The 25,953-nt window shown below is 67.4% G+C and carries 27 protein-coding genes and 1 tRNA gene; 14 read left to right on the forward strand and 14 right to left on the reverse strand.

Annotated elements, in window-relative coordinates; all coding sequences use genetic code 11:
* Nucleotides 1-13 precede the first annotated feature (13 nt).
* The 7 genes from AC1DDA_RS15275 to rpsU form a co-directional block, all read right to left on the reverse strand.
* Nucleotides 14-676: a class I SAM-dependent methyltransferase gene (locus tag AC1DDA_RS15275; RefSeq protein WP_476796382.1), complete on the reverse strand. Its 663-nt coding sequence runs from the start codon at nt 674-676 to the stop codon at nt 14-16.
* Nucleotides 673-1,827, reverse strand: coding sequence for a glycosyltransferase (locus tag AC1DDA_RS15280; RefSeq protein WP_476796383.1), 1,155 nt, complete (start codon nt 1,825-1,827; stop codon nt 673-675). The genes AC1DDA_RS15275 and AC1DDA_RS15280 overlap by 4 nt, the downstream gene beginning before the upstream one ends.
* 222 nt (nt 1,828-2,049) lie before the next feature.
* Nucleotides 2,050-3,318 carry a S8 family serine peptidase gene (locus AC1DDA_RS15285; RefSeq protein WP_476796384.1) on the reverse strand — a complete coding sequence of 423 codons (1,269 nt, stop codon included), beginning with the start codon at nt 3,316-3,318 and terminating at the stop codon, nt 2,050-2,052.
* Between the two features lie 249 nt (nt 3,319-3,567).
* Nucleotides 3,568-4,263 (reverse strand): anti-sigma factor family protein, encoded by a 696-nt coding sequence (locus AC1DDA_RS15290; protein ID WP_476796385.1) that lies wholly within the window; start codon nt 4,261-4,263, stop codon nt 3,568-3,570.
* A 48-nt stretch (nt 4,264-4,311) separates the two neighbouring features.
* Nucleotides 4,312-4,872 (reverse strand): sigma-70 family RNA polymerase sigma factor, encoded by a 561-nt coding sequence (locus AC1DDA_RS15295; RefSeq protein WP_476780658.1) that lies wholly within the window; start codon nt 4,870-4,872, stop codon nt 4,312-4,314.
* A gap of 279 nt (nt 4,873-5,151) precedes the next feature.
* Complete coding sequence (locus AC1DDA_RS15300; protein ID WP_441509648.1) at nt 5,152-5,526, reverse strand: DUF6481 family protein; 375 nt, start codon at nt 5,524-5,526, stop codon at nt 5,152-5,154.
* Between the two features lie 85 nt (nt 5,527-5,611).
* Complete coding sequence (gene rpsU / locus AC1DDA_RS15305; RefSeq protein WP_441510105.1) at nt 5,612-5,875, reverse strand: 30S ribosomal protein S21; 264 nt, start codon at nt 5,873-5,875, stop codon at nt 5,612-5,614.
* Nucleotides 5,876-6,257: 382 nt separating this feature from the next.
* Here rpsU and proB point away from each other — a divergent pair, with 382 nt between their 5' ends.
* The 9 genes from proB (at nt 6,258) to AC1DDA_RS15350 (ending at nt 14,925) form a co-directional block, all read left to right on the forward strand.
* Nucleotides 6,258-7,382 (forward strand): glutamate 5-kinase, encoded by a 1,125-nt coding sequence (proB, locus tag AC1DDA_RS15310; RefSeq protein ID WP_441509649.1) that lies wholly within the window; start codon nt 6,258-6,260, stop codon nt 7,380-7,382.
* A gap of 112 nt (nt 7,383-7,494) precedes the next feature.
* Nucleotides 7,495-8,736, forward strand: coding sequence for a glutamate-5-semialdehyde dehydrogenase (locus tag AC1DDA_RS15315; RefSeq protein WP_476796541.1), 1,242 nt, complete (start codon nt 7,495-7,497; stop codon nt 8,734-8,736).
* Nucleotides 8,737-8,750: 14 nt separating this feature from the next.
* Nucleotides 8,751-9,362 carry a nicotinate-nucleotide adenylyltransferase gene (locus AC1DDA_RS15320; protein ID WP_476796386.1) on the forward strand — a complete coding sequence of 204 codons (612 nt, stop codon included), beginning with the start codon at nt 8,751-8,753 and terminating at the stop codon, nt 9,360-9,362.
* Nucleotides 9,363-9,486: 124 nt separating this feature from the next.
* Nucleotides 9,487-9,843, forward strand: a complete 357-nt coding sequence (gene rsfS, locus AC1DDA_RS15325; protein ID WP_441510107.1) for a ribosome silencing factor — start codon at nt 9,487-9,489, stop codon at nt 9,841-9,843.
* A 12-nt stretch (nt 9,844-9,855) separates the two neighbouring features.
* Nucleotides 9,856-10,350: a 23S rRNA (pseudouridine(1915)-N(3))-methyltransferase RlmH gene (gene rlmH, locus AC1DDA_RS15330; protein WP_476796387.1), complete on the forward strand. Its 495-nt coding sequence runs from the start codon at nt 9,856-9,858 to the stop codon at nt 10,348-10,350.
* Entirely contained in the window at nt 10,347-11,708 is a 1,362-nt protein-coding gene (locus AC1DDA_RS15335; protein WP_476796388.1) for a murein hydrolase activator EnvC family protein, read from the forward strand. Before rlmH ends, AC1DDA_RS15335 begins: the two co-directional genes overlap by 4 nt.
* Nucleotides 11,705-13,090 (forward strand): S41 family peptidase, encoded by a 1,386-nt coding sequence (locus tag AC1DDA_RS15340; RefSeq protein ID WP_441509653.1) that lies wholly within the window; start codon nt 11,705-11,707, stop codon nt 13,088-13,090. Before AC1DDA_RS15335 ends, AC1DDA_RS15340 begins: the two co-directional genes overlap by 4 nt.
* 159 nt (nt 13,091-13,249) lie before the next feature.
* Nucleotides 13,250-14,419, forward strand: a complete 1,170-nt coding sequence (locus tag AC1DDA_RS15345; protein WP_476796389.1) for a divergent polysaccharide deacetylase family protein — start codon at nt 13,250-13,252, stop codon at nt 14,417-14,419.
* A complete protein-coding gene (locus AC1DDA_RS15350) occupies nt 14,416-14,925 on the forward strand; it encodes an RNA pyrophosphohydrolase (RefSeq protein ID WP_441509655.1) in 510 nt (169 codons plus the stop codon). Before AC1DDA_RS15345 ends, AC1DDA_RS15350 begins: the two co-directional genes overlap by 4 nt.
* Before the next feature lie 115 nt (nt 14,926-15,040).
* On the opposite strand, the gene AC1DDA_RS15355 is transcribed toward AC1DDA_RS15350, so the two are convergent.
* Complete coding sequence (locus AC1DDA_RS15355; RefSeq protein ID WP_441509656.1) at nt 15,041-15,628, reverse strand: hypothetical protein; 588 nt, start codon at nt 15,626-15,628, stop codon at nt 15,041-15,043.
* A 401-nt stretch (nt 15,629-16,029) separates the two neighbouring features.
* Between AC1DDA_RS15355 and AC1DDA_RS15360 the strand changes: the two genes are divergently transcribed.
* Together AC1DDA_RS15360 and AC1DDA_RS15365 are read left to right on the forward strand one after the other, a co-directional pair.
* Nucleotides 16,030-16,239 carry a cold-shock protein gene (locus AC1DDA_RS15360; RefSeq protein WP_038358045.1) on the forward strand — a complete coding sequence of 70 codons (210 nt, stop codon included), beginning with the start codon at nt 16,030-16,032 and terminating at the stop codon, nt 16,237-16,239.
* Nucleotides 16,240-16,357: 118 nt separating this feature from the next.
* Complete coding sequence (locus tag AC1DDA_RS15365) at nt 16,358-16,591, forward strand: hypothetical protein (protein ID WP_476796390.1); 234 nt, start codon at nt 16,358-16,360, stop codon at nt 16,589-16,591.
* A gap of 9 nt (nt 16,592-16,600) precedes the next feature.
* On the opposite strand, the gene AC1DDA_RS15370 is transcribed toward AC1DDA_RS15365, so the two are convergent.
* A complete protein-coding gene (locus tag AC1DDA_RS15370) occupies nt 16,601-16,885 on the reverse strand; it encodes a hypothetical protein (RefSeq protein ID WP_476796391.1) in 285 nt (94 codons plus the stop codon).
* 289 nt (nt 16,886-17,174) lie between these two features.
* Nucleotides 17,175-17,251 (reverse strand) — tRNA-Arg (locus AC1DDA_RS15375).
* A gap of 28 nt (nt 17,252-17,279) precedes the next feature.
* Here AC1DDA_RS15375 and AC1DDA_RS15380 point away from each other — a divergent pair.
* The 3 genes from AC1DDA_RS15380 to AC1DDA_RS15390 all read left to right on the forward strand — a co-directional run bounded on the left by AC1DDA_RS15380 (nt 17,280) and on the right by AC1DDA_RS15390 (nt 20,497).
* A complete protein-coding gene (locus tag AC1DDA_RS15380; protein ID WP_476796392.1) occupies nt 17,280-18,050 on the forward strand; it encodes a hypothetical protein in 771 nt (256 codons plus the stop codon).
* 4 nt (nt 18,051-18,054) lie between these two features.
* Nucleotides 18,055-19,533 (forward strand): M48 family metalloprotease, encoded by a 1,479-nt coding sequence (locus tag AC1DDA_RS15385; protein ID WP_476780649.1) that lies wholly within the window; start codon nt 18,055-18,057, stop codon nt 19,531-19,533.
* 94 nt (nt 19,534-19,627) lie between these two features.
* The gene (locus tag AC1DDA_RS15390) at nt 19,628-20,497 is read left to right on the forward strand and encodes a dienelactone hydrolase family protein (RefSeq protein WP_441509661.1); all 870 of its coding nucleotides are present in this window, start codon (nt 19,628-19,630) and stop codon (nt 20,495-20,497) included.
* Between the two features lie 193 nt (nt 20,498-20,690).
* Here the strand turns inward: AC1DDA_RS15390 and AC1DDA_RS15395 are convergent, their stop codons facing one another.
* From AC1DDA_RS15395 to AC1DDA_RS15410, 4 genes are all read right to left on the reverse strand, one after another.
* The gene (locus tag AC1DDA_RS15395) at nt 20,691-21,290 is read right to left on the reverse strand and encodes a CarD family transcriptional regulator (RefSeq protein ID WP_441509662.1); all 600 of its coding nucleotides are present in this window, start codon (nt 21,288-21,290) and stop codon (nt 20,691-20,693) included.
* 374 nt (nt 21,291-21,664) lie between these two features.
* The gene (fdxA, locus tag AC1DDA_RS15400; protein ID WP_441509663.1) at nt 21,665-22,000 is read right to left on the reverse strand and encodes a ferredoxin FdxA; all 336 of its coding nucleotides are present in this window, start codon (nt 21,998-22,000) and stop codon (nt 21,665-21,667) included.
* Between the two features lie 169 nt (nt 22,001-22,169).
* Nucleotides 22,170-22,478, reverse strand: coding sequence for an RNA-binding S4 domain-containing protein (locus tag AC1DDA_RS15405; protein WP_476796393.1), 309 nt, complete (start codon nt 22,476-22,478; stop codon nt 22,170-22,172).
* Nucleotides 22,479-22,502: 24 nt separating this feature from the next.
* Nucleotides 22,503-25,871, reverse strand: coding sequence for a helicase-related protein (locus AC1DDA_RS15410; protein ID WP_476796394.1), 3,369 nt, complete (start codon nt 25,869-25,871; stop codon nt 22,503-22,505).
* Between the last annotated feature and the right edge of the window lie 82 nt (nt 25,872-25,953).

Genomic DNA, 25,953 nt, shown 5'->3' on the forward strand with positions numbered 1-25,953 from the left:
GCACCGATATGCGTCAACCCGCCAAGCGCCAGACCGAGCTGCGCTTGATCTCGGCGTCCTCCAATGCGCGCGTCACCGGCACCTGGTAGGTCGCAACCGCCTCCAGCCGTCCCTTCGGCAGATAGCTGCGGCCGGGATCGCCGATCAGCACGGTCGCGCCGCGGGCAGATAGGGCGGAGAGCCAGGCGATGACGCGCTCGGCCATGTCGCGCTCGTAGCAGACGTCCCCGGCACAGACGACCTGCCAGCCCTCGTCGCGGCCGATGAGATCGTCGGCCCGCGCCGTCACGGCGACGTCGTTGGCTGCGGCGTTGATGCCGATCGCAGCAACCGCGAAGGCATCGATATCGCAGGCCTCGACCCGCGCGGCGCCCGACTTTGCGGCAGCGATCGCCACCAGCCCGGAGCCGGAGGCGAAATCGAGGACATGCCGGCCCGCCACGATCTGCGGATTGTCCAGCAGATAGCGCGCCAGCGCCTGCCCGCCGGCCCAGGCGAAAGCCCAGAAGGGCGGCGGCAGACCGATGACGGCAAGCTCCTCCTCGGTCTTCTGCCAGAGTTCGGTCGCCTCCTCGGCGACATGCAGGGAAATCTCCACGGCGTGCGGAACAGGGAGCAACCGCGTATGCGCGCGGATGAAGCCCTCGCGGTCGAGAGCCGACGCCGCCTCGCTCACGCGACCTTCTCCGTCGCAGGCGCGGCCAGCAGCCCCTGATACAGCGCCTTCACAGCGTTCATCACATCGCGCTCGGTATGGCCGTCGAGCAAGCGGGCGCGGGCATTCGCGCCCATCCGCTCCGCGAGACCGGGCGCGCGGGCGAATACGGCGAGCGCCTTGGCCAGCGCCGCCGCATCGTCGGCCGGCACGACCATGCCATCCTGTCCCTCGCGCACGAAGCTACGGCAGCCCGGCACATCGGTCGTCAGGATCGGCCGGCCGCAGGCGGCCGCCTCCAGGATCGTGCGCGGCAGGCCTTCGCCGCCACGCGATGGCAGGATGCAGAGATGATGCGCCTTCCAGACCGCCTCGACATCCCGGGTCGGTCCCGCCCAGTTTATGCCGGGTCGCGCTGCCCACTCCTTTAAGGTCGCCTCGGGGATCGCCTTAGGATTGGACGGATCGGGCGCGCCGTGGATGGTGAGCTCAACCCTGGCCCCCTCGGCACGGGCGAGCCTGACCGCCTCGACCGCGAGATCGACGCCCTTGGACCAGAGCATGCGCGCGACGAGCGCGACCTTGAGCGGCGGCGCCGGCGGCATCGGCGACGGCATCAGCATCAGCGGATCGACCCCGGCCCCGCCGACGATCGCGACCTTGCCTGCGTCCTGGGGGTCCAAGCCCAGCGTGACCGGATCATCCGGGTTCTCGAAGAGGAAGCGCACCTGCGGGCCGTCGATCGCCCCGCGCAGCCAGGCGATCGCAGCGAAGCGGGCTGCGGCGGCCAGAGCCCCCTGCCTGGCGCCGATGAAACCGAGGCCGGTCAGCGCATAGACCCGCCGGTCGATACCGGCGAGCTTGCCGGCGAGGCCGGCGAGCGCGATCGGCTTCAGCGCAATGCAATGCAGGATATCGGGCTTCTCAGCCGCGATCAGCCGTCTCAGCGCGGCGACCTGCTTGACCAGCGCGCGCGGATCGAGGCTGCGCCGCTCTGCCTCCAACGCGACCAGCCGCGCACCCGTCGCCTCGATGGCGCGCCGATGGTTGCGCTCGCGCGCGATGACGGCAACGTCGAGGCCAAGTTCGCGCGCCGCCCGCGCCATCGGCAGGAAATGCGAGGCGAAGAACCAGTCCTCGGTGGCGACGAAGAGAAGTTTCGGGCGTGGCATCGCGCCATCAGGCCGATGCGGGGGCGCAGGTCAAGAGCGCCGATAGCTCAGAGTCCTTTCGGACACTTCCGAGCCCTCCTCCTGAGGAGCAAGCGAAGCTTGCGTCTCGAAGGATGCTCCAGATGGTTCCGGAACCTCCTGGACCATCCTTCGAGACGCAGCCTCCGGCTGCTCCTCAGGATGAGGGCTGGAGGATAAGGGAGGCTTCTGCGAAAGAACCGATCAGGGCCGTGCCGTCGCGACCGGCAGAACGCGCGCCAGCGCCGCCGCAGGATCGATCCGCCCGGCGCCGAAGACAGGGTCGCGCCCCTTCGAGCCGAGATCGGTCGCGCTCTCGGCGATGATGCGGCGGGCGCTGTCGGGATCGAGCTCAGGCTGCTTCTCCAGCAGCAGCGCGACGAGCCCGGAGACATGGGCGGCCGCGATCGAGGTGCCGGAGGTGAAGGCATAGCGCCCTCCCGGCTCAGCCGTCAGCACATCGACGCCCGGCGCGGCGATGGCGACGTAAGCACCGCGATTGGCATCGATGAAGACCTTGTCGTCGGCATCGGTCGCCGTCACGGCGATGACGCTGGGGTCGGCGCCGGGGTAGAGCGGTGCCGAGCGGATGCCGCCATTGCCGGCGGCCGCCACCGCAATGACGCCGCGCTCCTTTGCGCCGGCCAGCGCCTTTGACAGCAGGCGATCCTGCGGCCCGGCGAAGCTGAGATTGACCACCTTCGCCCGCTGCTGAACCACCCATTCCAGCGCCGTCAGGATCTGGAAGGACTTGCCATTGGCCGAGCTCGCCTGCGGGCCGCCGAAGGCGCGGGCGACGATCAACCGGGCGGCCGGCGCGATGCCCTGCAATTCGCCATGCGCGACGATGGCCGTCGCCATGGAGGTGCCGTGCGCGTGCGGGGTCGCCAGCCCGTCGACGGCGTCGAGATAGGCGAGGACCGAGCCGCTGATCTCGGGATGCTCCATGTCCACGCCGGAATCGATCATGCCGACGCGAATGCCGCGCCCAAGCGCGAGCTTGCGGGCTTCGCCGAGACGCAGCTTGTCGACGACATATTGCGGCGGCAGCACGCGCCGGACGGCCGCCGTCCCGCGCGCCGCCGTCGCGGGCTCCCCAAGCCGCAGGCTGGGGGCCGGCAGCCCGCTTGCCTCGGAAGACGCCGTCGTCGGCGCAGCCGAAGCGTTCGAGGCGCCCGGCCCGGGCGGCGTGCCCTGCTGCAGATCGAAGAGGAAGTTCGGCTGGGCGCCGGCGATGCTGCTGTCGTCACCCATCTGGGTCAGCACGGCCCGCAGGTCGCGGCCGGCCTCCAGCCTGGCGCGGACGATGGTGACGTTGGCCAGTTCGAAGCGCTGGCGGGCGATTAGGGTCGCGCCATAGCGACGCAGCACGATATCGGCCTCGGCGTTTGGCGCCAGCTCGAACAGCACCTCGTCCGGGACGAAACGGGTCTCGTCCGGCGCCGGCACGATGGCGCGCTGCTGGCGCTGCATCCAAGACCCCGGCGGCACGCGCATCGAACGGTTGGCCCCGTTGGCGGCGGGCTGCTGGGGCCCGGCCGCGGGAGCCTGGGCACGAGCGGCGGCAGGAACAAGCGCCGTCGCCCATATGAGCAATGCAGCGCCCGCGAGGCACCGCATCAGCGCTGTCCCGCTTGTGAAGCCGGATCGCAGCATGGCCTGGCCCTCCCGCCGCAGAACATCATGCCATGGCGCCGACGAGCGGCGCCTCAAAAGGATCGCTCAGGGCGCGGGCGCGACGAAGCTGACGATGGCGCTCTCGCTCTTCATCCGCGTCGCGATCGCATCGACCTGGGCTGATGACAGCGAGGCATCGCCGACACGCACCTTGAAGAAGCCGTTCGCGCGCGGTCCGTCAACGACCGAGGCATCGAAGCGCTTGAAGAAAGCGGCGATCTCGCCGGCTTTCGCCTCCGGAGCGAAACTCAATAGGACGTAGCGCTCCGAAGCCCGCGAGCCCGGCGCCGAAGCCGTCTGGAAGCCGGCGCCCCCGTCCCGCAGCGCGAGCCCGGTAATGGCGACGCCCTGCAGCGCGATCAGCGCGATGGCGGCCGCGCTGGCATAGGCGAGCCGGCGCGGCGGCTGCGACGCGAGCAGGCCGCCGAGCCAGCCCAGGAAGCCGCGGCCCATGCTGTCGGTCGCCCGGGTCAGCAGCGGCGCCTGATGGGGAGCCGTGTCGATCTCGGCCATCAGCTTTTCGAGGGCACGATGCGACGGGGCGCCGAGGCTCTCGTTGAGCAGAACCGTCTCGGCCATGTCGTCGCGGATGATGTCGAGCCGGGCGGCGAGCTCGGCGTCGCCGGCGAGCGCGGCTTCGACGCGGCGCTTGTCGGCGTCCGAGATGCGGCCATTGGCATAGAAGGGCAGCAGCTCCTCGAGCTCGCGGCGCTTCGGATCGCTTGCGATGCTGTCGGTCATCACGCCACTCCTCCGGCGGCCTGGCCGCGCTTCATAACACGCAACGCCTCAAGGCCAGCCACGGTCGATACCGGCAGCCTTGAGCATCTCGCCCAGCTTCTTGCGGGCATGGAAAAGCCGGGTCTTGACGGTGTTTTCGGGAATGCCGACGATCCGCGCGACCTCCTCGACGGAGGTCTCGTGGTAATAGACGAGGTCGACGACCTCGCGGTGCTCGGCAGAAAGGCGTTCGAGGCAAGCGCGGATCGCAAGGCCCTTGTCCTGCTTCTGGAGCACGATCTCGGGGCCGTCGGATTCATCCTCGATGCTGCCGGCGTAATCCTCGTCCAGCTCGGCGTCGCGGCGCTTGCGCAGGAGCGACCACGCCTTGTTCCGGGCGATGGCGAGCAGCCAGGTCGAGACCGAGGCGCGCGCCTCGAAGCGATCCGCCTGTCGCCAGAGATCCATGAACACGTCACTGATCACATCCTCGGCAAGCGTCTCGTCGCGGACGAGCCGCAGTACGAAACGGTAGACCCGCACCTGATGCCGTGAGAACAGCACCTTCATCGCGAGCCGGTCGCCCGAGGCGATCCGTTTGACGAGATCCTCGTCCGATTCCGTATGCATTGCCCCTCGAAGGCCAGGCATCCCGGCTCGCACCCATTCGTCGCGGCGAGCAGGGAAAAGGTTCAACCCAGGCGCACATTAATCTGCACGAGCGGATTTGCCGATAGGTCATCAGGGGAAGAACGAGCTTTTTTGCCCGTAAACCAGCCATTTCAAGACTGTCGAAGCGCCGTCGCGGCCAGGCGGACATGAAAAGGGGCGCCCGCGGCGCCCCAGATCGCATTGATGACATGCGCGAATTCTTGGCGCTCGGCTGGCATCAGCCGAGCGGAAAGTGCGCTAGCGGCGCTTGCCGGCCGTGCGCATCTGCATGTACTGGACCGCTTCGAGCAGCACCTTGCGCGGACGCTCGGCATCACGCTTAGCCTGCTCCGCCTTGCGGGCGGCCTCGCGGGCGATCTCTTCCTGGCGCTTCTCTTCTTCGATCCGCGCGCGCTCGAGCGCCTCGAGGCGCTCCTTCTCGGCCCGGATCTTCGCCTTCTCGGTTTCGCGTTCGGCGCGAGCCTGAGCGATGGCTTCCCGCTCCTCGCGTCGCTGCACCATGACCGGGTCATCGACCTTGGGCCGTGCCTTGAAACGCTCAAGCAGCGCCTGCTTGGCTTTGGCGGAGTTGGCCTGACGGTCGGTGAAGCTGCGGTCGCTCGGATTCTTCAAGGGTGATCTTCTCTCGGGTTGTTACGGGTTAATTATCGGCCCGCGCGGGCGCCTTAAGCCAGATCGAGCCGAATTGGTATCGAAATCAACGCGCGGCACCCCCGCTTCCAACGCGGAGCGGACGATTTTTCGGGCGTGGCGCCGCGATCAGACCTTCCTGGCGCGCCTGCTTGAGCGCCGCCTTGCGGGCCCGCCGCACGGCGGTGGCCCTTTCGCGGATGCGGCGCTCCGAGGGTTTCTCATAGGCCGTGTGCCGCTTCACTTCGCGCATGAGACCTTCGCGCTGAAGTTTCCGCTTCAGCACGCGCAAGGCCTGGTCGATGTTGTTGTCGCGAACAAGAACCTGCATCGCAGCTCCTTTCTGCGTTGATCGATCGCCACGCCCCGGTCGGAGCGTGAACCGGCGATCCATCCCATCGGTGAAGCATCCGATCCGCCCGAGACGTAAAGTCCACGGCTCTGTCAGACGCTCCGCTGCCTTCCTGCGCGACCGCAAGACGGGTCCTGTCGTGACGCTAGGCACCACGCATATCCCCAAAGGCTCGCGGGGCGAGGCTTCGGAGCGGAACGGCGCGATCGGCAGAACGTGGATATGGGTCTGAACGGCCGTTTTTTCAACGGGATCGATTGCAGATGCACGCCGAGCACGCCGGCCCCGATGGTCCCACCGCTTTACAATCGCCCGGTTTTCCCCAACAGGCAGGGGGTCGCTGCAACAGATCGTGTGTCCCGTGAAGACGCCTTCGCTTTCCGATTTCCGCCGCATCGTCGTGAAGGTCGGCTCCAGCCTGCTGGTCGACCGGGCCCGCAGCCGCCTGCGCCATGCCTGGCTCGCCGCCCTCGCCGAGGATCTCGCCGAGTTGCACCAGCGCGGAGCCGACGTGCTCGTCGTCTCCTCCGGCGCGATCGCGCTCGGGCGCACCGTGCTCAACCTGCCTTCGGGCCCGCTGCGGCTGGAAGAGAGCCAGGCCGCCGCCGCCGTCGGACAGATCGCGCTCGCCCGCAACTGGGCCGAGGCGCTGGCCGCCCACGGCCTTACCGCCGGGCAGATCCTGCTGACTCTGGCCGATACCGAACAGCGACGCCGTTATCTTAACGCGCGCGCGACGCTCGGGCGCCTGCTCGACCTGCGCGCCATCCCCGTCATCAACGAGAACGACACCGTCGCCACCACCGAGATCCGCTATGGCGATAACGACCGGCTCGCCGCCCGCGTCGCAACCATGGCCGGCGCCGACCTTCTGGTGCTGTTCTCCGATATCGACGGGCTCTATACGGCCCCGCCGAACAAGGACCCGAGCGCGCGGCATATCCCCGTGGTCGAGCGCATCACACCGGAGATCGACGCCATGGCCGGCGGCGCGGCCTCAGAGCTGTCACGCGGCGGCATGCGCACCAAGATCGAGGCCGGCAAGATCGCCGCTGCAGGCGGCACCCACATGCTGATCGCCGACGGGCGAGCCAAGAATCCGCTGGCGAGCGTGGCCGCCGGCGGGCGCTGCACCTGGTTCCTCTCCGCCTCGACACCCGCGACCGCGCGCAAGACCTGGATCGCCGGCACGCTGGAGCCGCGCGGCACGCTGCATGTCGATGCCGGCGCGGCACGCGCTCTGCGCGGCGGTGCCAGCCTGCTGCCGGTCGGCGTTGCCCGCATCGAAGGCGAGTTCGCGCGCGGCGATGCGGTGCTGATCCGCGACCCCGACGGACAACTGCTCGGGCGCGGCCTCGTCGCCTATGATGCGGCCGAGGCCGCGCTCGTGCTCGGCAAGGCCTCGCGGGACATCGAGAGCGCGCTCGGCTACCCCGGACGCGCCGAGATGATCCACCGGGACGACATGGCGCTCGGGCTAGGCTAAGCTTTCTTCCGGGCCGGCTTTTGCCGGCGGGGTTTTTGGGCTGGGTGAGATGACGGGCGACAGCGCATTGCGCATCATCGCGACGAACGAGACCGGCGATGTCCGGCTCGTGATGCAGCAGGTCGGCCGGCGCGCCCGCGCCGCCGCACGCAAGGTCGCGCTCAGCCCCACCGAGCAGCGCAACGCCGCCCTCATCGCCATGGCCGATGCGCTGCGCGCCCGCAGCGCCCGCATTCTCGCCGCCAACGCACAGGACCTCATCGACGGCAGAGCGGCGGGTCTCAGCGCCTCCTTCATGGACCGCCTCGCCCTTGACGAGAAGCGCCTCGCCGCCATTGCCGAGGCCGTCGCCGAGGTCGCCGACCTGCCCGATCCGCTCGGACGCGTACTAGCGGAATGGACGCGGCCGAACGGACTGCGCTTCGAGCGTGTCGCCACACCGCTTGGCGTCATCGCCGTGATCTTCGAGAGCCGCCCCAACGTCACAGCCGATGCCGGCGCGCTCTGCCTGAAGAGCGGCAATGCCGCGATCCTGCGCGCGGGCTCGGATTCCTTCCGCTCCTCGACCGAGATCGCCGCCGCGATGCGCGAGGGGCTGGAGGCCGCTGGCCTGCCGAGCGATGCCATCCAGCTCGCGCCGACGCGCGACCGCGCTGCGGTCGGTGAAATCCTTGCCGGCCTTGACGGGAACGTCGACGTGGTCGTGCCGCGCGGGGGAAAGAGCCTCGTCGCCCGCGTTCAGAGCGAGGCGCGCGTGCCGGTCTTCGCCCATCTCGACGGCAACTGCCATGTCTATGTGGACGCGAAGGCCGATCTTGCCATGGCCCGCGAGATCCTGCTCAACGCCAAACTGCGCCGCACCGGCGTCTGCGGCGCGGCCGAGACGCTGCTCGTCGACCAGGCCTGTGCGGCGACCCATCTCGCCCCGCTCGTCAGAGCGCTGCTCGATGCCGGGTGCGCCGTGCGCGGCGATGGCGCCGTGCAGGCCGTCGACCCGCGCGTGACGCCCGCCAGCGAGGAAGACTGGGCGACCGAATATCTCGACACGATCATCGCGGCGAAGGTCGTGCCGGGGCTCGATGCCGCAATCGACCATATCGAGCGCTACGGTTCGCATCATACCGACGCGATCGTCACCGCCGACGAAGCCGCCGCCGCCCGCTTCCTGGCAGAGGTCGATTCGGCCATCGTCATCCACAATGCCTCGACCCAGTTCGCCGATGGCGGTGAGTTCGGCTTCGGCGCCGAGATCGGCATCGCCACGGGCCGCATGCATGCGCGCGGCCCCGTCGGCGTGGAGCAGCTCTGCTCATTCAAGTACCGCGTCCATGGCGCGGGCCAGACGCGCCCCTGAGCCGTGCAGCACGGATGACGAGCGAGCATCTGCGCCTGCCGCCCCATGCGCCGGGCCTGTGCATCGGCCTGTTCGGCGGCAGTTTCAACCCTGCCCATGACGGCCACAGGCTGGCGAGCCTGACGGCGCTGCGGCGCCTGCAGCTCGACCGCATCTGGTGGCTGGTCACCCCAGGCAACCCGCTAAAGGACAATGCGAAGCTTCCGCCGCTCGGCGAGCGCCTGCGGCAGGCGCGCGATGTCGCCAACCATGCCCGCATCAACGTCACCGGCATCGAGGCGACGCTGCGCACCCGCTACACCGCCGACACGCTGCGCGCGCTGAAGCGACGCTGCCCGGGCGTCAACTTCGTCTGGATCATGGGCTCCGACAATCTCGCCGGCTTCCACCGCTGGGCGGAGTGGCGGACAATCGCCCGAATGATGCCGATTGCGGTGATCGACCGGCCGGGCTCGACCCACAGCGCCATGGCCTCGCCCGCCGCCAACTGGCTGTCGCGCTGGCGCATTCCGGAAAATCAGGCTGCGAGTCTGCCCCGCTCCCGGCCTCCGGCCTGGGTTTTCCTGCACGGCAAGCGCTCGACGTTATCCTCCACCATGCTGCGCCTTCAGGCCGGCCGCGATTGAATTCCGAGGCTACCCGGCTTATTTTGCCTGTGTCGCGCCGAGAGCGCGTCTGGATCGAGAGGATACGTCACTGACCCGTCAAACCCTTGGTGAGGCCGAGCCGAAGCCGCTTCCCCAGGCCGCTATCTCGGAAAATCCCTCTGCCGATAGCATCGCCCTCGCGCAACGTGTCCTCGAGGATATGAAGGCCGAGGACATCACGGTGATCGACCTCGTTGGCAAGACGTCGCTGGCCGACGCGATGATTATCGCGTCCGGCAACGTCAACCGCCACGTCGCCGCCATCTCGGATGCCCTGATCGAAGCCCTCAAGGGCTCCGGACTTCCCACGCCGAACGTCGAAGGCATGCCTGCCTGCGACTGGGTGCTGATCGATACCGGCGACATCATCATCCACGTCTTCCGACCCGAAGTGCGCCAATTCTACAATCTCGAGAAGATGTGGGGCACCGACCGGCCGAACGAACGCCTCGATAGCTGACGTCGTTCGCGGATGCGGCTCGCAGTCATCGCCGTCGGCCGGCTCAAGGATGGGCCGGAACGCGAGCTCTGCGAGCGGTATCGTGAACGCGGGGTCGCGCTCGGGCGCGGCATCGGCCTGAGCGGGCCCGACATCGTCGAGATCGCCGAAAGCCGGGGCCGGCGCCCCGAGGAGCGCAAGCGCGAAGAGGCGCAGGCGATCCTCGCCCATGTCTCCTCGGCCAAGGCGCAGTCCGGCCTCCTGATCGCGCTCGACGAACGCGGCCGCCAGCTCGGCAGCGAAGCCTTCGCCAGCCGGATTGCCGCCGCCCGCGACGCCGGAACCGGCCATGTCAGCCTGATCATCGGCGGCGCCGACGGCTTGAGCGAGGAGATTCGCGACAAGGCCGACGTAACGCTCGCCTTCGGCGCGCTGACCATCCCTCACCAGATCGTCCGGGCGCTCGTGCTGGAACAGCTCTATCGGGCGATGACGATCATCGCCGGGCACCCCTATCATCGCGCATGACCTTCGCCGCGCCGCTGATTCGCTCCGGGCTGCGCCTTCTGAGCCTCGCCGCTCTGCTGGCAGCTCCGCTCGTTGCGCCGGCCTTCGCTCAGACGAGCACGCCCGATCCCGAGGCCCTGTCGCGCGAGGCGATGCAGAAGCTCGTCGAGAAACAGGCCCGTGAAGCCGAGCTCAAGGCGATCGAGCAACGCCTCGCCGGAAACGCCGACGCCCGCGCCAGGCTTGAAAAAGAAATCGCCGCGATCCGCGCCGACCGTGCCGCGCTCAACAACGCCCTGCTCGACGCCACCGCGAAGACGCAGGCCGGCGAGGAACGGCTGGGTGCGCTGGAGAAGCGCCTCGCGCTGCTGCAATCCAGCGAAACGGCTATCCGCCGCTCCCTCGACGGCCGGCGCGGTCTGATCGCAGAAGTGCTCGCCGCCTTGCAGCGCATCGGCCGGGCCCCTCCGCCTGCAGTGCTCGTGCGGCCGGAGGATATCCTCGAAGCCGTGCGCGCCTCGATGCTGCTCGGCGCCGTCGTGCCCGATCTGCGCCAGGAGATCGAAATCCTCGCCACGGATCTCGGCGAGTTGGTGCGGCTGCGCGACAACATCGCCGCCGAGAAGCTCAAGATCGGCACGGAGATGGAGCAGCTCGCAGGCGAACGGCAGCGGCTGGCGTCGCTGATCGATGCCAGGCGCGCGCGCGAAGCCAGCGCCGCTAAGGATGTCGAAGTCCAGCGGGCGCTCGGCAACGAGCTCGCCGGCCAGGCCCGCTCGATGCGCGACTTCGTCGAGAAGATCGAGAAGGAGATCTCCGTCGCCAACAGGGCGGCGGAGGCGGCCCGCCAGGCCATCGAGCAGGAAACGCGCGAGCAGCGCGAGCGCATGACGGCGCTCGCCTTCAAGGACCCGGCGCGCCTCGCCCCCAAGATCGCCTTCGCCGACGCCAAGGGCCTGCTCTCGCTGCCTGTCGCGGGATCACGATTGCGTGGTTTTGGCGATGCCGACGGCGCCGGCGGCACAATCCGCGGAATTTCACTGGAAACCCGGCCCAACGCCCTAGTTTCGGCGCCTTCTGACGGTTGGGTTGTTTACGCGGGGCCGTTTCGTTCGTTCGGGCAACTCTTGATCCTGAACGCAGGGGGTGGATACTACATCTTGCTTGCCGGCATGCAGCGGATCGATGTCGCGCTCAATCAGTTCGTCCTGGCGGGGGAACCGGTTGCGACGATGGGCGAAACATCGGAAGCTGCCGCGACGACAGTAGGAGTAGGAACCGGGCAGCCGGTCCTCTATATCGAATTCAGAAAAGACGGTGTTTCGGTCGACCCGACTCCGTGGTGGACGAAATCGCAAGGCGAAAAGGTTCGCGGATGATGCGCAAGGTTTCCCTCGTTCTCGCCGGCGCCATCATGGGCGCGGGCCTGACCGGACTCGCCACTCAGACCAGGCTGCTCAGCTCGACCAGCGCTGTCGCCGCTTCGGCCGAGGTCTATCGCAGCCTGAACCTCTTTGGTGACATCTTTGAGAAGATTCGCACCGATTACGTCGACAAGCCCGACGAGCAGAAGCTGATCGAGGCCGCCATCAACGGCATGGTCTCCTCGCTCGACCCGCATTCGTCCTATCTCGACGCCAAGGCGTTCCGCGATATGGACACCGACATGCGCGGCCAGTTCGGCGGACTCGGCATAGAGGTGACGATGGAGGACGGCGTCCTCAAGGTCGCCAAGCCGATCAAGGACACGCCCGCCTCCAAGGCCGGCATCCTCGCCAACGACATCATCCGCCAGATCGACGGCACCGAGGTGAAGGGCCTGTCCCTGACCCAGGCGGTCGAGAAGATGCGCGGGCTGATCAACACCCAGGTCACGCTCAAGATCGAACGGCCGGGCAAGACCGACCCGCTCGAATTCACCCTGACCCGCTCGACCATCGTCGTGCCCGCGGTCGAGGAGCGTGTCGAAGGCGATATCGGCTATATCCGCATCGGTACTTTCTCCGAGCAGACATATGACGGCCTGCGCAAGGCCATCGACAAGCTCTCGAACGACATCGGCCAGGACAAGCTCAAGGGCTATGTCATCGACCTCCGCAACAATCGCGGCGGCCGCCTCGACCAGTCCGTGCTGGTCTCCGACGCCTTCCTCGAGCGCGGCAAGATCGTCTCGACCCGTGGCCGCAATGCCGAGGAGACCCAGGTCTTCAACGCCAAGTCGGGCGATCTGACAAAGGGCAAGCCGCTCGTCGTGCTGATCAACGGCTCGTCCGCCTCGGCGGCGGAGATCGTTGCCGGCGCGCTGCAGGACCACAAGCGCGCGGTCGTGATGGGCACGCGCTCCTTCGGCAAGGGCTCGGTGCAGACGGTGATCCCGCTCGGCTCGAATGGCGGCCTGCGCCTGACCACGGCGCGCTACTACACGCCGTCGGGCAACTCGATCCAGGCCAAGGGCATCACGCCGGACATCGAGGTCCAGCAGGACATCCCGCAGGAGATCAAGGACAAGCTCGTCGACAACAAGGGCGAAGCTGCGCTCAAGGGCCATCTCAAGGCCGGCGAGGGCGAGGAGCAGTCCGGCTCCGCTTCCTACGTCCCGAACGATCCGGCGAAGGACACCCAGCTGATCGCCGCCTTCAACCAGTTGCGCGGCATCAAGAAGGACACCGCCCAGATCGTCGAGAAGCCGGCGACCGAGGCCGCCCCGGCCCCGGCCCCTGCGGCGCCGACCCCCGCTGCCCCGGAAGCGCCGAAGAACTGAGCCCTGACGGGAGCCTTCGGGCTCGACGCCGGGCCGCTTAGGCGACAAGACTAGCGCGCGGGCCACTGATTCGGGCCCGCGGCGCAACTTTGAGGACGGCTGACTTTGGCCGGAACGCCGCTGACGGAGCTCAATCGGCCGCTCGGCCAGGATCGAGCCATGCCTTCCGGCAAACCGTGGGGCCGTTGGCTTGCGACTGCTGCGGCCGGCTGTGTCGGCAGCGTGATCCTCGGTCTCGTGCTTGTCGCCGCATTGCGCCGCGACCCCGATGGCGGCCAGCCGGTCGCCTATGCGGCCATCGAAAAGCGCGCCGCGCCCGTTTCCTCCGTCCCGCCGAGCTCCGATGCGGCGCTATCTGCCGCGCGCGGCCCGGCGAGCGCTGCCCAGCTCGAGAACAGCGCCGGCGTGACCGTCGTGCGCGCGGGCGAGGATGCACCGGGCGCGATCATCATCACCGTCCCGGATGAGGCGGGCGCGATCAAGCTCGCGCCGGCCCCCGACAATCGTCTGGTGGAGCGCAGCCGCTACGGCCTGCTGCCGAAGCTCGGCCCGGATGGCGCGACTCCGGCCAAGATCTATGCCCGCCCGCTCGGCCCGGAGCCTTCGGTCAAACCGGCCGGACGCATCGCCCTGCTCGTCGGCGGCCTCGGCATCAGCCAGACCGGCACGGCCGACGCCATCGCCAAGCTGCCGGGGCCGGTCTCGCTGGCCTTCGCGCCCTATGGCACCGAGCTCGAGCGCACCGTCCAACGCGCCCGTGGCGAAGGCCACGAGGTCTTCCTGCAGCTGCCGATGGAGCCGTTCGACTATCCGGACAACGATCCCGGTCCGCACACGCTGCTGACCGGCCCGAAGGCCTCGGACAATATCGACAAGCTGCACTGGTCGCTCGGCCGCTTCACCGGCTATGTCGGCATCGTCAACTTCCTCGGTGGGCGCCTCACCGCCGATGAGAATGCCCTGTCTCCGCTCCTGCGCGAGCTTGCCGGCCGTGGCCTCATGGTCATCGATGACGGCTCCTCGGCGCGCAGCCTCCTCGCCAGCTCCGCCACGCGCGCCCAGATCCCGGCCATCAAGATCGATCGGGTCGTCGACGCCGTCACTCGCCCCGATGCCATCGACAAGGAACTCGCGGCACTGGAGGCGCTGGCGCGCGATCAGGGCGTCGTCGTCGCCGCCGCCAGCGCCCTGCCGGTCTCGATCGAGCGGATCAATCGCTGGGCTCAGTCGTTGGAAGCCAAGAAGATCGCGCTCGTTCCGGTCAGCGCAGCCCGCGGCTTCCGCAATCCCAAGACCACCGGATCAGTTTCAACCGGACCACAGCGATGACCGAGAGCGCTCCCGAAGGCTACCGTCCCTGCGTCGGGCTCGCCCTCTTCAACACCGAAGGGCTGGTCTTCGTCGGCCGGCGCGCCAACAAGACCCAGCGGGAGCATGTCGCGCCGGGTCATGCCTGGCAGATGCCGCAGGGCGGCATCGACAAGGGCGAGACGCCGCTGGAGGCGGCCCGCCGCGAGCTGGCGGAGGAGACCAACGTCACATCCGTCGAATTGCTCGCCGAAGCTCCGGGTTGGCTGAGCTACGACCTGCCTGATGATATCGGCAAGGAAGCCTGGAAAGGCCGCTGGCGCGGGCAGGCGCAGAAATGGTTCGCCTTCCGCTTCCTAGGTGCCGATGACGAGATCAACATCCTGACCCCGGCCGGAGGCCACAAGGCCGAATTCGACGCCTGGCGCTGGGCGCGGCTCGACGAGACACCGGAGTTGATCATCCCGTTCAAGCAGGGCGTCTACCGCCAGGTCGTCAGGCATTTCGCGCCCTTCGCACAGGGCTGAGCCGCATCGCCGCGCTTTCCCGAATCGCAGAATCGCTCCAAGCGATCGCTACATCGCGGTTTTCCCACGCGTACGGGGCGTCCGCCTCGCTCGAAAATGCTCTCGTCGGCAGCGCTCAGCCCATCGTGTAGACGACGCGCCCGAGCCAGTAGAGCTGATAGGCGATGTGCACGGACGCCAGCGCAAGATGGACGGAGCGCCGCGCCGAGATGAAGGCCACGAGGCAAAGCAGCAGCCCGATCGGCACCTGCACGAGGTAGTCGCCGCTGAGCTGGCTCCAGCGCTCGGTGCCCTTGATCAGCGTATCGACGATATCGAGCAGGAAGGCTGTCGCCAGCAGGCCGAAGAACCAGCGCCGGCGCTTGATGAAGAAGTCCTCGTAGCCCGCATATTCGGAAATGTTGTCCGGGAAGAGCAGCGCAGCGAGCAGGTAAAGCACGACCGCATAGCCGATCAGGAAGAGATAGATTCCGAAGCTCCAGGCGGGGATACGCGAGAGGCCGAACTCCCACCACCAGAACAGCACCAGCTCCAGCAGGATCGAGCCGACCCAGAGCAAATGGAGTAGCGACAGGCGATAGCGGTCGGGATGCTGGATGAAGCTGGCGATGCCGGTCAGCATCCGGGTGATGCCGAGACCGATGACCATGCCCATGACGATGCGGACATGGGGGAAGAGCTCATGCGGCGAAATCGTCTCCATGCGATCTGCTTAGAACACCGCGCCGGAAAGGGGAATCCGCCACCCCAAAACGCGGTTTTCAAGACTGACAGCTCCCGCCAGGTCCTTTTCATCGCGCCAGCAATTCCATGCCTCGCTACGTGCCTGAATGGGGTTGCGATGCAGAGAAATTTTCGCCGGAAAACGCCCTCCGATCTCATAGTTAAAGTGATCAAGAAAATAAATAAAAGAGGTCACCCCAGAAAACTAATTGAAATCCTCTCCAAAATAAAATAGATATAACTTCATCGAGATTGCTTGGACGGCCGTTGTTATTTTCGCGCTTTGGCGCGGCTCTGATAAACTCCCCCTTTCGAAATCGTTCTGAACTCGTCGAACATTCTGTCGGCGAGCGACAGGTCTTGCCAAAAGGAGGGTTTTTCATGACCACCGGCACAGTGAAATGGTTCAATTCCACCAAGGGTTTCGGCTTCATCCAGCCCGATGACGGCAGCCAGGACGTGTTCGTGCACATCTCCGCCGTCGAGCGCGCTGGCATGCGGGACCTCCAGGAAGGCCAGAAGCTCGGATACGAAGTCGCTCGCGACAACCGTTCCGGCAAGATGGCCGCGGAACAGCTCCAGACTGCGTGATTAGGCAATCGTCGCCGTTGACCACGGATGTACTGGCACCAGCGACTTTAGCCACTCGAAAGGCCGGGCACCTGCTCGGCCTTTTTGCTTTTCAATCCAAACATGAATGGAAATCATAATGTTCGAAATTTCAAAGCAGCGCTTAACCGCCGACAATCAGTTCTTGAAGATCCAGACCCGGGCTCTCTCTCACGCGAGGATCATGTCCGAAACGGAAAAGCTAACCCAGCAGCGCGAAGACAACATGCTCAAACTGCGCGGGCTCCGTTTGGCGAAAGAGGCCAATGTCAAACAGGCCGGGCTCGCAGCACAGATCAACAAGAAGTCGCGGCGGCGTCCGGGCTTCAAATAGCTCTGGATCTCACTCGCCGATATCAGAAATCAGGCGCCCGCCGACCTGAGGGGCTCGCTGAAAGCCAGCGGAATGATTGAGGATCAGAACGGGCTCGCGCTCTGTGATCCGCCCTTCCGCGAAGGCCCGGGGATAGCCGGCGCGGTTCTCGTCCATCGTCCGGCATGGGATGAGGCGGCGCAGCGGGATACGAGGCCTCCGCGCAATTTTCAGTCGATCGAGGCGACGGGCGAGCGCGCTGGTCATGTATCGGCACTCAATGCTGCGGCGATGGCTGCCTGTCCTGAGCGCCATGCGTCGCCATCTCCGCAAAGGCACGACTGAACGGCGGCCATCGCGTCAGACCACGAAGTCGGACTAGATCAGCGGCAACCGCTGCGTCGCGCGCTTCCCTGGCGATACGATCTGCTATTCCACAAGGTAGCTTCCCGGCAAAGACAAGCGACCTGGAGAAACTGGTGAAGGACGCTCGCCTAGCTCGCGCTCGGCATCAGCTAGCCTCGGACGGCGTTGGGGCAAATGTTGGGTGTCGCGAATCAACCCCAAAATTCACGATATAATTCAATGACGTATGTAGAATCCATGGCGTCCCGGAAGGGATTCGAACCCCTGACCTACGGTTTAGGAAACCGTTGCTCTATCCTGCTGAGCTACCGGGACGCACAAAAACTCGTGTAGCATAATCGCGATGCGGGTGAAGTCCCTTCTTGCAACTGTCATGATCGCAGCGCTGCCGAACACGCCGGCCGCGGCGGCATCGGATTGCGCAGCCGCCCAGCAGATGGAAACCACGGCCGCCCGGCTGGCCGGTCTCAACGCCGCCGGCGACCCGGTCCTGAGCGATGGCAGAACGCTGCGCCTGATCGGGCTGGCGCCGCGTCAGAGCGGTGAGGAGGCTGCCCGCTTTCGCGCTGGGCTGGAACCGTTCCGCGACCGCTCGCTCGATCTCGCCGTCGTCGGCGAGCCCGACCGCTGGGGACGCTGGCCGTCGAAGCTGTTCATCCCCGCAGATCGCCCGGGCGGAGAGCCGCAGGAGCTGGCTCTGGTTCTCCGACGCGATGGTGCAGCCCTTCCGCTCGCCGAGCCGCTGGCGTCGCCCTGCCCGGTCGCGCCCGTTCAGGCAGCGTTAAGTTCCTCGCCCTCACCCTCCCGGCCAATGGCCATCGACGGTCATGATCTCGCCGCTGTAAAAGCGCAGGAAGGACGCTACGTCATGCTGGAAGGCAGGATCGCCTCTGTCGGCGAACGCTCCCAGCGGACCTATCTGAACTTCTCTCGCCGGCCTGGGGAGGCAGCTTCGATCGTCGTCTCGCGGGCCTTGTGGCGAGATTTGAAGGGCACCGGCTGGACCGCGGGCAACCTCGGCGGTAAACGCGTGCGCGCCTATGGCGTCCTGTCGGGACGCGATGGCCTCCTGCTGGAGGCGACATCCCGTGCGGCGCTGGAACTGATCGACTGAGGATATGCTGAAGCTCTGGCGGACATCGCTCTCGCGGCATTCGAAGCGGCTGGCGGCCATTATGCTGCCCGGCCTGCTGCTCGTCGGCTGCCTCGGCGACCAGAGCCCGCTCGCGCCGGCGGGCTCGGGCGACGAGATCGCTCCGCGCATCAACACGGTCCAGCGCGCTGCGGACCAGGAGCATCAGCGCCTCCTCTCGGCCTTCGGTGGCGAATATCGCGCGCCCAAGACCCGGGCGGCGCTGGACGAGGTCGTCCAGCGGCTCGCCAAGGCCGGCGAGGGCCAGATCGGCCATTACGAGATCACCATCCTGAACTCGCCGGTGGTCAATGCCTTCGCCCTGCCCAACGGCCGGCTCTATGTCACCCGCGGCTTGCTCGTGCTTGCCAACGACACCTCCGAGATCGCCTCGGTCCTGGCGCATGAAATCGCCCATGTCACCGCGCAGCACGCCGTCGAGCGCGCCGAGAAGGAGGCGGAATCGGCGCTGGTGAGCCAGGTCGTCTCGCAGGTCCTCAAGGACCCCTCCCAGGGCGCAGCGGTGAAGGCCGGCTCGAAGCTCTCGCTGGCCCGGTTCTCGCGCCAGCAGGAACTCACCGCCGACCAGATCAGCGTGCGCAACATCGCGCGGGCCGGCTACGATCCTTATGGCGCCAGCCGCTTCCTGGCGACGCTGGGCCGCAACACCGCCTTCCGCAGCAGCGGCCAGAACCAGAGCGCCGACGACAAGCGACTGGACATCCTCTCCAGCCACCCGCAGACGCCCGAGCGCATCGCCGCCGTGACCAATGCGGCCCGCCAGATCAGCGCTCCGGGCATCGGCGAGCACGATGCCAATCGCTGGCTCAACGCGATCGAGGGCCTGGCCTATGGCGACGACCCTCGCGACGGCGTGGTGCGCGGCCGGCGCTATCTCAACAGTACCCTGCGCATCGGCTTCACGGCGCCGGAAGGCTTCAGCCTGGAAGCGGCGCAGGACATGGTGATCGGCGTCAGCGCCAGCGGCTCCCAGGCGCTGCGCTTCGACTCGGTGACGCTGAAGAGTGGCCAGACCCTGGAATCCTATGTCGCAGCCGGCTGGATCGAGGGCGTCGAGACGACCGGCATCGAGAAGATCGAGATCGGCGGGCAGCCGGCCGTGATCGCCCATGGCAAGGGCACGGACTGGATGTTCCGCCTCGCCGCCGTGCAGGTGGGCGAGCGGGTCTACCGCTTCATCCTCGCCGCGCGCGGCGCGAGCGATCCCGAGCGGGCGATGCGTGCCATCGCCGAAAGCTTCCGCATCCTGACCCCGGCCGAGGCACAGGCTGTGCGGCCCATGGTCATCCGGCTGGTCGCGGCCGAGGCGGGCGACAGCATCGCCAGCATGGCCGAGCGCATGCCGGAGCAGGACCGCCCCGGCGAGCTCTTCCAGCTCCTGAACGGGCTCGACCGCAACACCGCGCTGATGCCGGGCCAGCGCTACAAGATCGTCGCGGAGTAACCGCTCCTCACAAGGCCGCGAGTTTCGGCGCTGGCCTCCTGCAAGCGGCGAATCCGCCGCTATGATCGCCGCCACAACGCCAGAGGGAGCGGGTATGGCACTCGATCGCAGGATCGTCGAACTCTACGACGAATACACCCACAAGCCGCTCGACCGGCGCGTCTTCTTCAACCGGCTCCTGGCGATCGCCGGCTCCGCCGCCGCGGCGGAAGCGGCGCTCGCCGTGCTCGAGCCGAACTACGCAAGGGCCCAACAGGTCTCGGCCGACGATGCCCGTATTACGGCATCGCGCCTCGATACCATCGTCGATGGCGTGACGCTCAAGGGCTATCTCGCCACGCCGAAGGCGCAGGCCAAGCACGGCGGCGTACTCGTGATCCACGAAAACCGTGGGCTCAATCCTCATATCGAGGACATCACCCGGCGCATGGCGCTGGAAGGCTTCACCGCGCTGGGCCTTGATTTCCTCACCCCGCTCGGCGGGACGCCTGTTGATGCCGACGCCGCCCGCGCGCTTTTCCCGCAGCTGTCCACGGACGCCGTCATCCAACAGGGCCGCGCGGCCCTGAAATACCTCGCCTCCCGCCCGGACGCGAACGGCAAGGTCGGGGCCGTCGGCTTCTGCTGGGGCGGCGGCGCGGTCAACGATCTCGCCGTCTCCGCGCCGGAGCTTGCCGCCGGTGTCGTCTTCTACGGGCGCTCGCCTGATCTCGCCAAGGTGCCGCTGATCAAGTCCCGCCTCCTGATCCAGCAGGCCGCGCGCGACAAGCGCCTTGTCCAGATGCTGCCTGATTACGAGAAGGCGCTGAAAGCCGCCGGCATTCCGTTCGAGGCCATCGTCTATCCGAATGTCGACCACGCCTTCATGAACGACACCAGCGCCGAGCGCTACGACGCCGCGACAGCCAAGCAGGCCTGGCAGCGGACGGTCGCCTTCCTCAAGGCGGGAACGGGTACGACGTGAGAGGGCCAACGTCATTCTCGGGCCGAGAGCAGCGCAGATCCGAGAATCTCGTGATGAGAAACTGCCGGAGCCTTCTCCGGCGAGAGATGCTCGGGCCGAAGCCCGAGCATGACGGGCCGATGACCCCGATCAAGCCAACAAAAAACCCGGCGGTCGCCCGCCGGGTTTCGCATCCTGGAAGGAAAAACGCCGCTCAGGCGGCCTCTTCCTGCAGATCTTCGTTGTCGTTCTCGAGATCCGCATCGGCATCGGCCGCCTCGGCCTTGCCGGCACGGCGCGGCGACTTGGCGAGCTGCCCTTCGATCTTCTTGAGCGCCTCGGTCTCGGTGACATCGTCGACCACCGCGATCTCGCGGGTCATGCGGTCGAGAGCGGCCTCATAGAGCTGACGCTCGGAGTAGGACTGCTCGGGCTGTGCCTCGGAACGGTAGAGATCGCGCACGACCTCGGCGATGGCGACGAGATCGCCCGAATTGATCTTCGCTTCGTACTCCTGCGCGCGGCGCGACCACATGGTGCGCTTGATGCGGGCGCGGCCGGTGAGCGTGGTCAGCGCCTTGCCGACGGATTCGGCGTCGGCGAGCTTGCGCAGGCCGACGCTGGCCGCCTTCGCGGTGGGGACCCGCAACGTCATCTTGTCCTTGGAGAAGCTGACCACGAAGAGTTCAAGCTTGAAGCCTGCGACTTCCTGTTCCTCGATCGCCGTGATCTGGCCGACGCCATGGGACGGGTAGACGACGTACTCCCCCGTCTTGAAACCCTGGCGCACAACAGCTTTCTTCACAGTGGACATGCCGTTACGACTCCTGACCGGCCCGCTCGACGCGAGCACGCGATGATCTGTCTCCGTCCGGCTGGCCGGAGACTTTCCGCCTGACGCGACGCTGAAAAGGCACCGCTTCACGCTCCCTAGTCGACTGTTTCATTCGCCCCGGACAAGAACGACAATTAAAATCCGGCTCTGAGGCCGGTGATCATGTCGTTCCGATCTTTTGGGGGCACCCCATTTGTGGAAATCTCGCAGGGGCATGCGGAACCAATTCGACTGCGGCTAGCTTGTAGCACAAAAAACACGCCGAATCAAAGGTAAACGCCGATGGGCGTTCCCTCGTGAAGGCATGGCAAAGCCGTGGTTAACGCAGCGCAGGGGTCGCGCGAGGGTCTAAATCAGTCGCCTTCGCCCGGCTCCGGGGAGAACATCTCGAGCTTTCCAGCCACACCGTCGAACGCCTTTGCGTCCGCCGGCGGCTCCTTCTTCTGGGTGATGTTAGGCCAGCTCGACGCATATTTCCCGTTGAGCTGCAGCCAGCTTTCGAGGCCCGGTTCGGTGTCGGGCTTGATCGCCTCGGCCGGGCATTCCGGCTCGCAGACGCCGCAGTCGATGCACTCGTCGGGATGGATGACGAGCATGTTCTCGCCTTCATAGAAGCAGTCGACCGGGCAGACCTCGACGCAATCCATGTACTTGCACTTGATGCAGTTCTCGGTGACCACATAGGTCATGGGTCGGCCCTTCCAACGCTTCTAAACAGCCCCATAAACCCTTGCCCAGCGCAGGTTTCAAGGCTGTTTTCGTGATCTTCGGCAGAACGATTTTTCATTTCGAAGGCACAGCGGAGACGATTTTCATCCCCAGCCCGATTCCGGCGCCCACATATGGCAGCGCGCGGATTTAGTCCTCGCCGTCCGCCTCCGCAAGCGGCGCATCGCCGCTGCCCCCGTCGAGCCGCTCATAGAGCTCCCGCGCCGTCTCGAAGGGGCCGCGCCGCTCGGCAAAGCCCAGGACCCTCACGACCATGGTCGCGTGCGGCAGCGCGAGGGTCAGCACCGCTCCGACCCGAATGCCCTGCGCCGGGTTCTCGGCGCGCCGCCCCTCGATTCGGACATGACCGTCCTCCACCAGGCGCACAGCAGTAGGCCGGGTCCGCGCGAAGCGCGCGAACCAGAGCCATTTGTCGAGGCGTTGGCGGTGCTCCTGCAAGCGGTCAGCGCCTCCCCGGCTCGCTCAGTTCTTGCTGCCTTCGAGCTGTGCCTTGAGGGCGGCCAGCTTGGCGAAAGGCGAATCCGGATCCGGCTCGCGATTGGCCGGGCGCGAACGCTGCGGCTGCTGGAAGCGCTCGTTGTTCCGCTCCTCTCGCCGCGGACCGCTGGGACGGCCCTCGCGCTTGAAGTCCGGCCGCGGCCCACGACCGCCCTCGGGACGCCCCTGCCGCGGCTGCTGATCGTCGCGCCGCGGACGCTCATCATTGCGGGGACGCTCATCGTGGCGCGGCCGTTCCTGGCGCTGCGGTGCCGCCCCTTCGCCCGCCGCCGCTGCCGCCGGCCGGTTCTCGGGGCGTCCGTCGCGACGCGGACCGCCGGGACGACCTTCGCGCTGCGGGCGGTCGCCGCCGCGGCGCTCGCCCTCGCGGCGCGGGCCGTCATGCCGGCCGCGCTGGCCATGCTCGGGCCGGCGGCCGCCCTGATGGCGATGCGGCCGCCAGACCTCGATGAGCTCCGGCTCTGCCGACGCGGTCTCAGCGACGGGAACTTCAGCGGCAGCAACCTCGACGGAGGCCGCTTCGACGGCCTCGGCCGCCACCGGCAGGGCAACGAGCGCGTCGGCCGAATCCGGCTCGCGCTCCTGCTCCAGCTCGGTCTCGGTCAGGATCGGCGTGTCAGCCGTCTCGACCGCCGGAACCTCGGCGGCCTGAGCCTCGACGGCAGGCGCCTCGCCGTCCGCCAGCGCATCGGCGTTCAGCGCCGCAGCCGGTTCGCCCGCACCCTCGGCCTCGGGGGAGGCTTCCGCGGCATCGCCCTCGGCCGATGCCGCTTCGGGGGCCGCTTCACCAGCCACAACCGGCTGTGCCGGCTCGGTCGCGGCCGGAGGCGGCGCCAGCGGCACCGTGATCGCGGGGCCGGGACGCTTCACCGAGACATAGCCGAGCGAGCGCAGGATCGAGGCGAAGTCCTCGCCGGCGCAGCCGACGAGCGAGGTCATGGCGCCGGTGGCGACGAAGCCGTCCTGATCGGCGGCGCCGGCGGGCGGGGTGCCATGCGTGGCGCCGGGGCGGTAGGCGATCGCCGGGCGGATCAGATCGGCGAGGCGTTCCAGAATGTCGACGCGCACAGCCCGCTCGCCGCAGACGCGGTAGCCCGCCGCGCGATAAAGCCCCTTCGGAACGGCCTTGTCGACCGGGAAGGATGTCCGGCCCGACGCCGCCAGATGGGCGATGTCGTCGAGCCCGGCCGTCTCCGGCCCGCCATGCTTCAGCGCCCAGAGCTGGGCGGCGAGCGCACGCGGCGCCGGCTTCAGCAGCGCCGGCATGTAGATGTGGAAAGCGCCGAAGCGCATGCCGAGCTGGCGCAGCGCGGCGCGGCCCTCCTGATCGAGCGCCTTCATTTCCTCGCCGACCTTGGAGCGCTCGAGCACGCCGAGCGCCTCGGCCGTCTGATAGGCGATGCCGCGGGCAATGCCGGTGACGCTCTCGGCCGCTTCGAGGATCTGGATCGCGCCGAGCAGGCGGGTGATGTGATTCTTCAGCCAGAGATTGAGGCGCGCCTCGACCTGTTCGCGCGCTCCGCCGGAGAGGTGTTCCTCCACGAGAAGGCGCAGGCGCGGCTCCAGCACCTTCTCGCCGGCGACGAGGCGCGCCACGGGCTCCCCTGTCCAGCGGACCAGCCCGTCATGCGAGAGCACAAAAGCATCATCGCCCGCCAGCACGACGCGCGCCGCCCGCGACTCGATCTCGGCGCCGAGCGCCTTCATCGCCGCCAGGTTCAGCGCCTTGACCTCGGCGCCTCCCGCCTTCGGGTCCGCCGTAAAGCGGAAGCCCTGCAGCATTCCCACGTGCTGGCCCTCGACGAGCACGTCGCCCGTCGCGGTGACCTCAGCCTCCAACATCGCATTCTCCCGCAAGCGGCGCATCAGCACGCTGGTGCGCCGATCGACAAATCGGTGGGCCAGACGCTCATGCAGAGCGTCCGACAGTTTGTCCTCTACAAGACGAGCCATGCCCTGCCAATGCTCAGGATCAGGTAACCAGTCAGGACGATTGGCAACATAGGTCCAAGTCCTGACCTGCGCGATCCTGGCGGAGAGCGTGTCGATCTCGCCATCGGTGCGGTCGAGCGAGGCGAGTTGCACCGCATACCAGTCGGCGTCGAGCCGACCATGGCGCATCAGCCTGAGATACAGCGTGGTCGCAAGATCGGCATGCTGCATCGGCGAGATCTTGCGGTAATCGGGCAGGCCGCAGACCTCCCAGAGCCGCTCGACCGCAGCACGCCCATGCGCCAGCGACGCGACATCCGGGTCTCTCGCCAACACCTCGAGCGTCGTCATGTCCTCGGCGATCAGCGCCCGGGTCAGGCCGGGTTCCGAGGGCTGGATATTGAGCGTATCGAGGAGGCCGGCGATCGAGCGCAGGTCGAGGTCGGAATTGCGCCACTGCATCTGGCGCACCGGCTCGAAGCGGTGATTCTCGATCGCCTCGACCAATTCCGCGTCGAAGGGCGGGCAGCGCCCGCTGGTGCCGAAGGTGCCGTCTCGCAAATGCCGCCCCGCGCGGCCTGCGACCTGACCGAACTCGGCCGGGTTGAGCTTGCGGTAGTGATGCCCGTCGAATTTCCGGTCGGCTGCAAAGGCGATGTGATTGACGTCGAGGTTGAGCCCCATGCCGATCGCATCGGTGGCGACGAGGTAGTCGACATCGCCGGACTGATAGATATCGACCTGCGCGTTGCGGGTGCGCGGCGAGAGTGCGCCGAGCACGACGGCCGCCCCGCCCTTCTGCCGGCGGATCAGCTCGGCGATCGCGTAGACCTCCTCGACCGAGAAGGCGACGATGGCCGAGCGCGGCGGCAGCCGGGTGATCTTGCGGTCACCGGCGAAGGTCAGGCTGGAGAGGCGCGGGCGCGTGACGACGTTGACGCCGGGGATGAGCTGCTCGATCAGCGGGCGCATGGTCGCCGCGCCGATCAGCATGGTCTCGGCCCGGCCGCGGCGGTTGAGCAGCCGATCGGTGAAGACATGGCCGCGATCGAGGTCGGCAGCGAGCTGGATCTCGTCGATCGCGACGAAATCGACCGCGAGGTCGCGCGGCATCGCCTCGACCGTGCAGACCCAGAAGCGCGGCCGCTCCGGCTTGATCTTCTCCTCGCCGGTGACGAGGGCGACCGCCTCGGGGCCGACCTTGTCGACCACGCGCTGGTAGACCTCGCGCGCGAGGAGGCGCAGCGGCAGGCCGATCATCCCGGTGGGATGAGCGACCATGCGCTCGATGGCCAGATGGGTCTTACCGGTATTGGTGGGGCCGAGGACCGCGGTCACGCCATGGGCGCGGGCGGCGGGCGGCAGCGAACGAAACGGAAGCAAGGCGACGGAGCCGATCATCTCGCCCGCCCATGCGGGCGGGAGCGTGGACGGGAATCAGGAACGGGTCTGGCGAGAACGCCTCTGGAACGAAGCGAGGCCG

The organism is Allobosea sp. 10N428 (genome assembly GCF_056394545.1).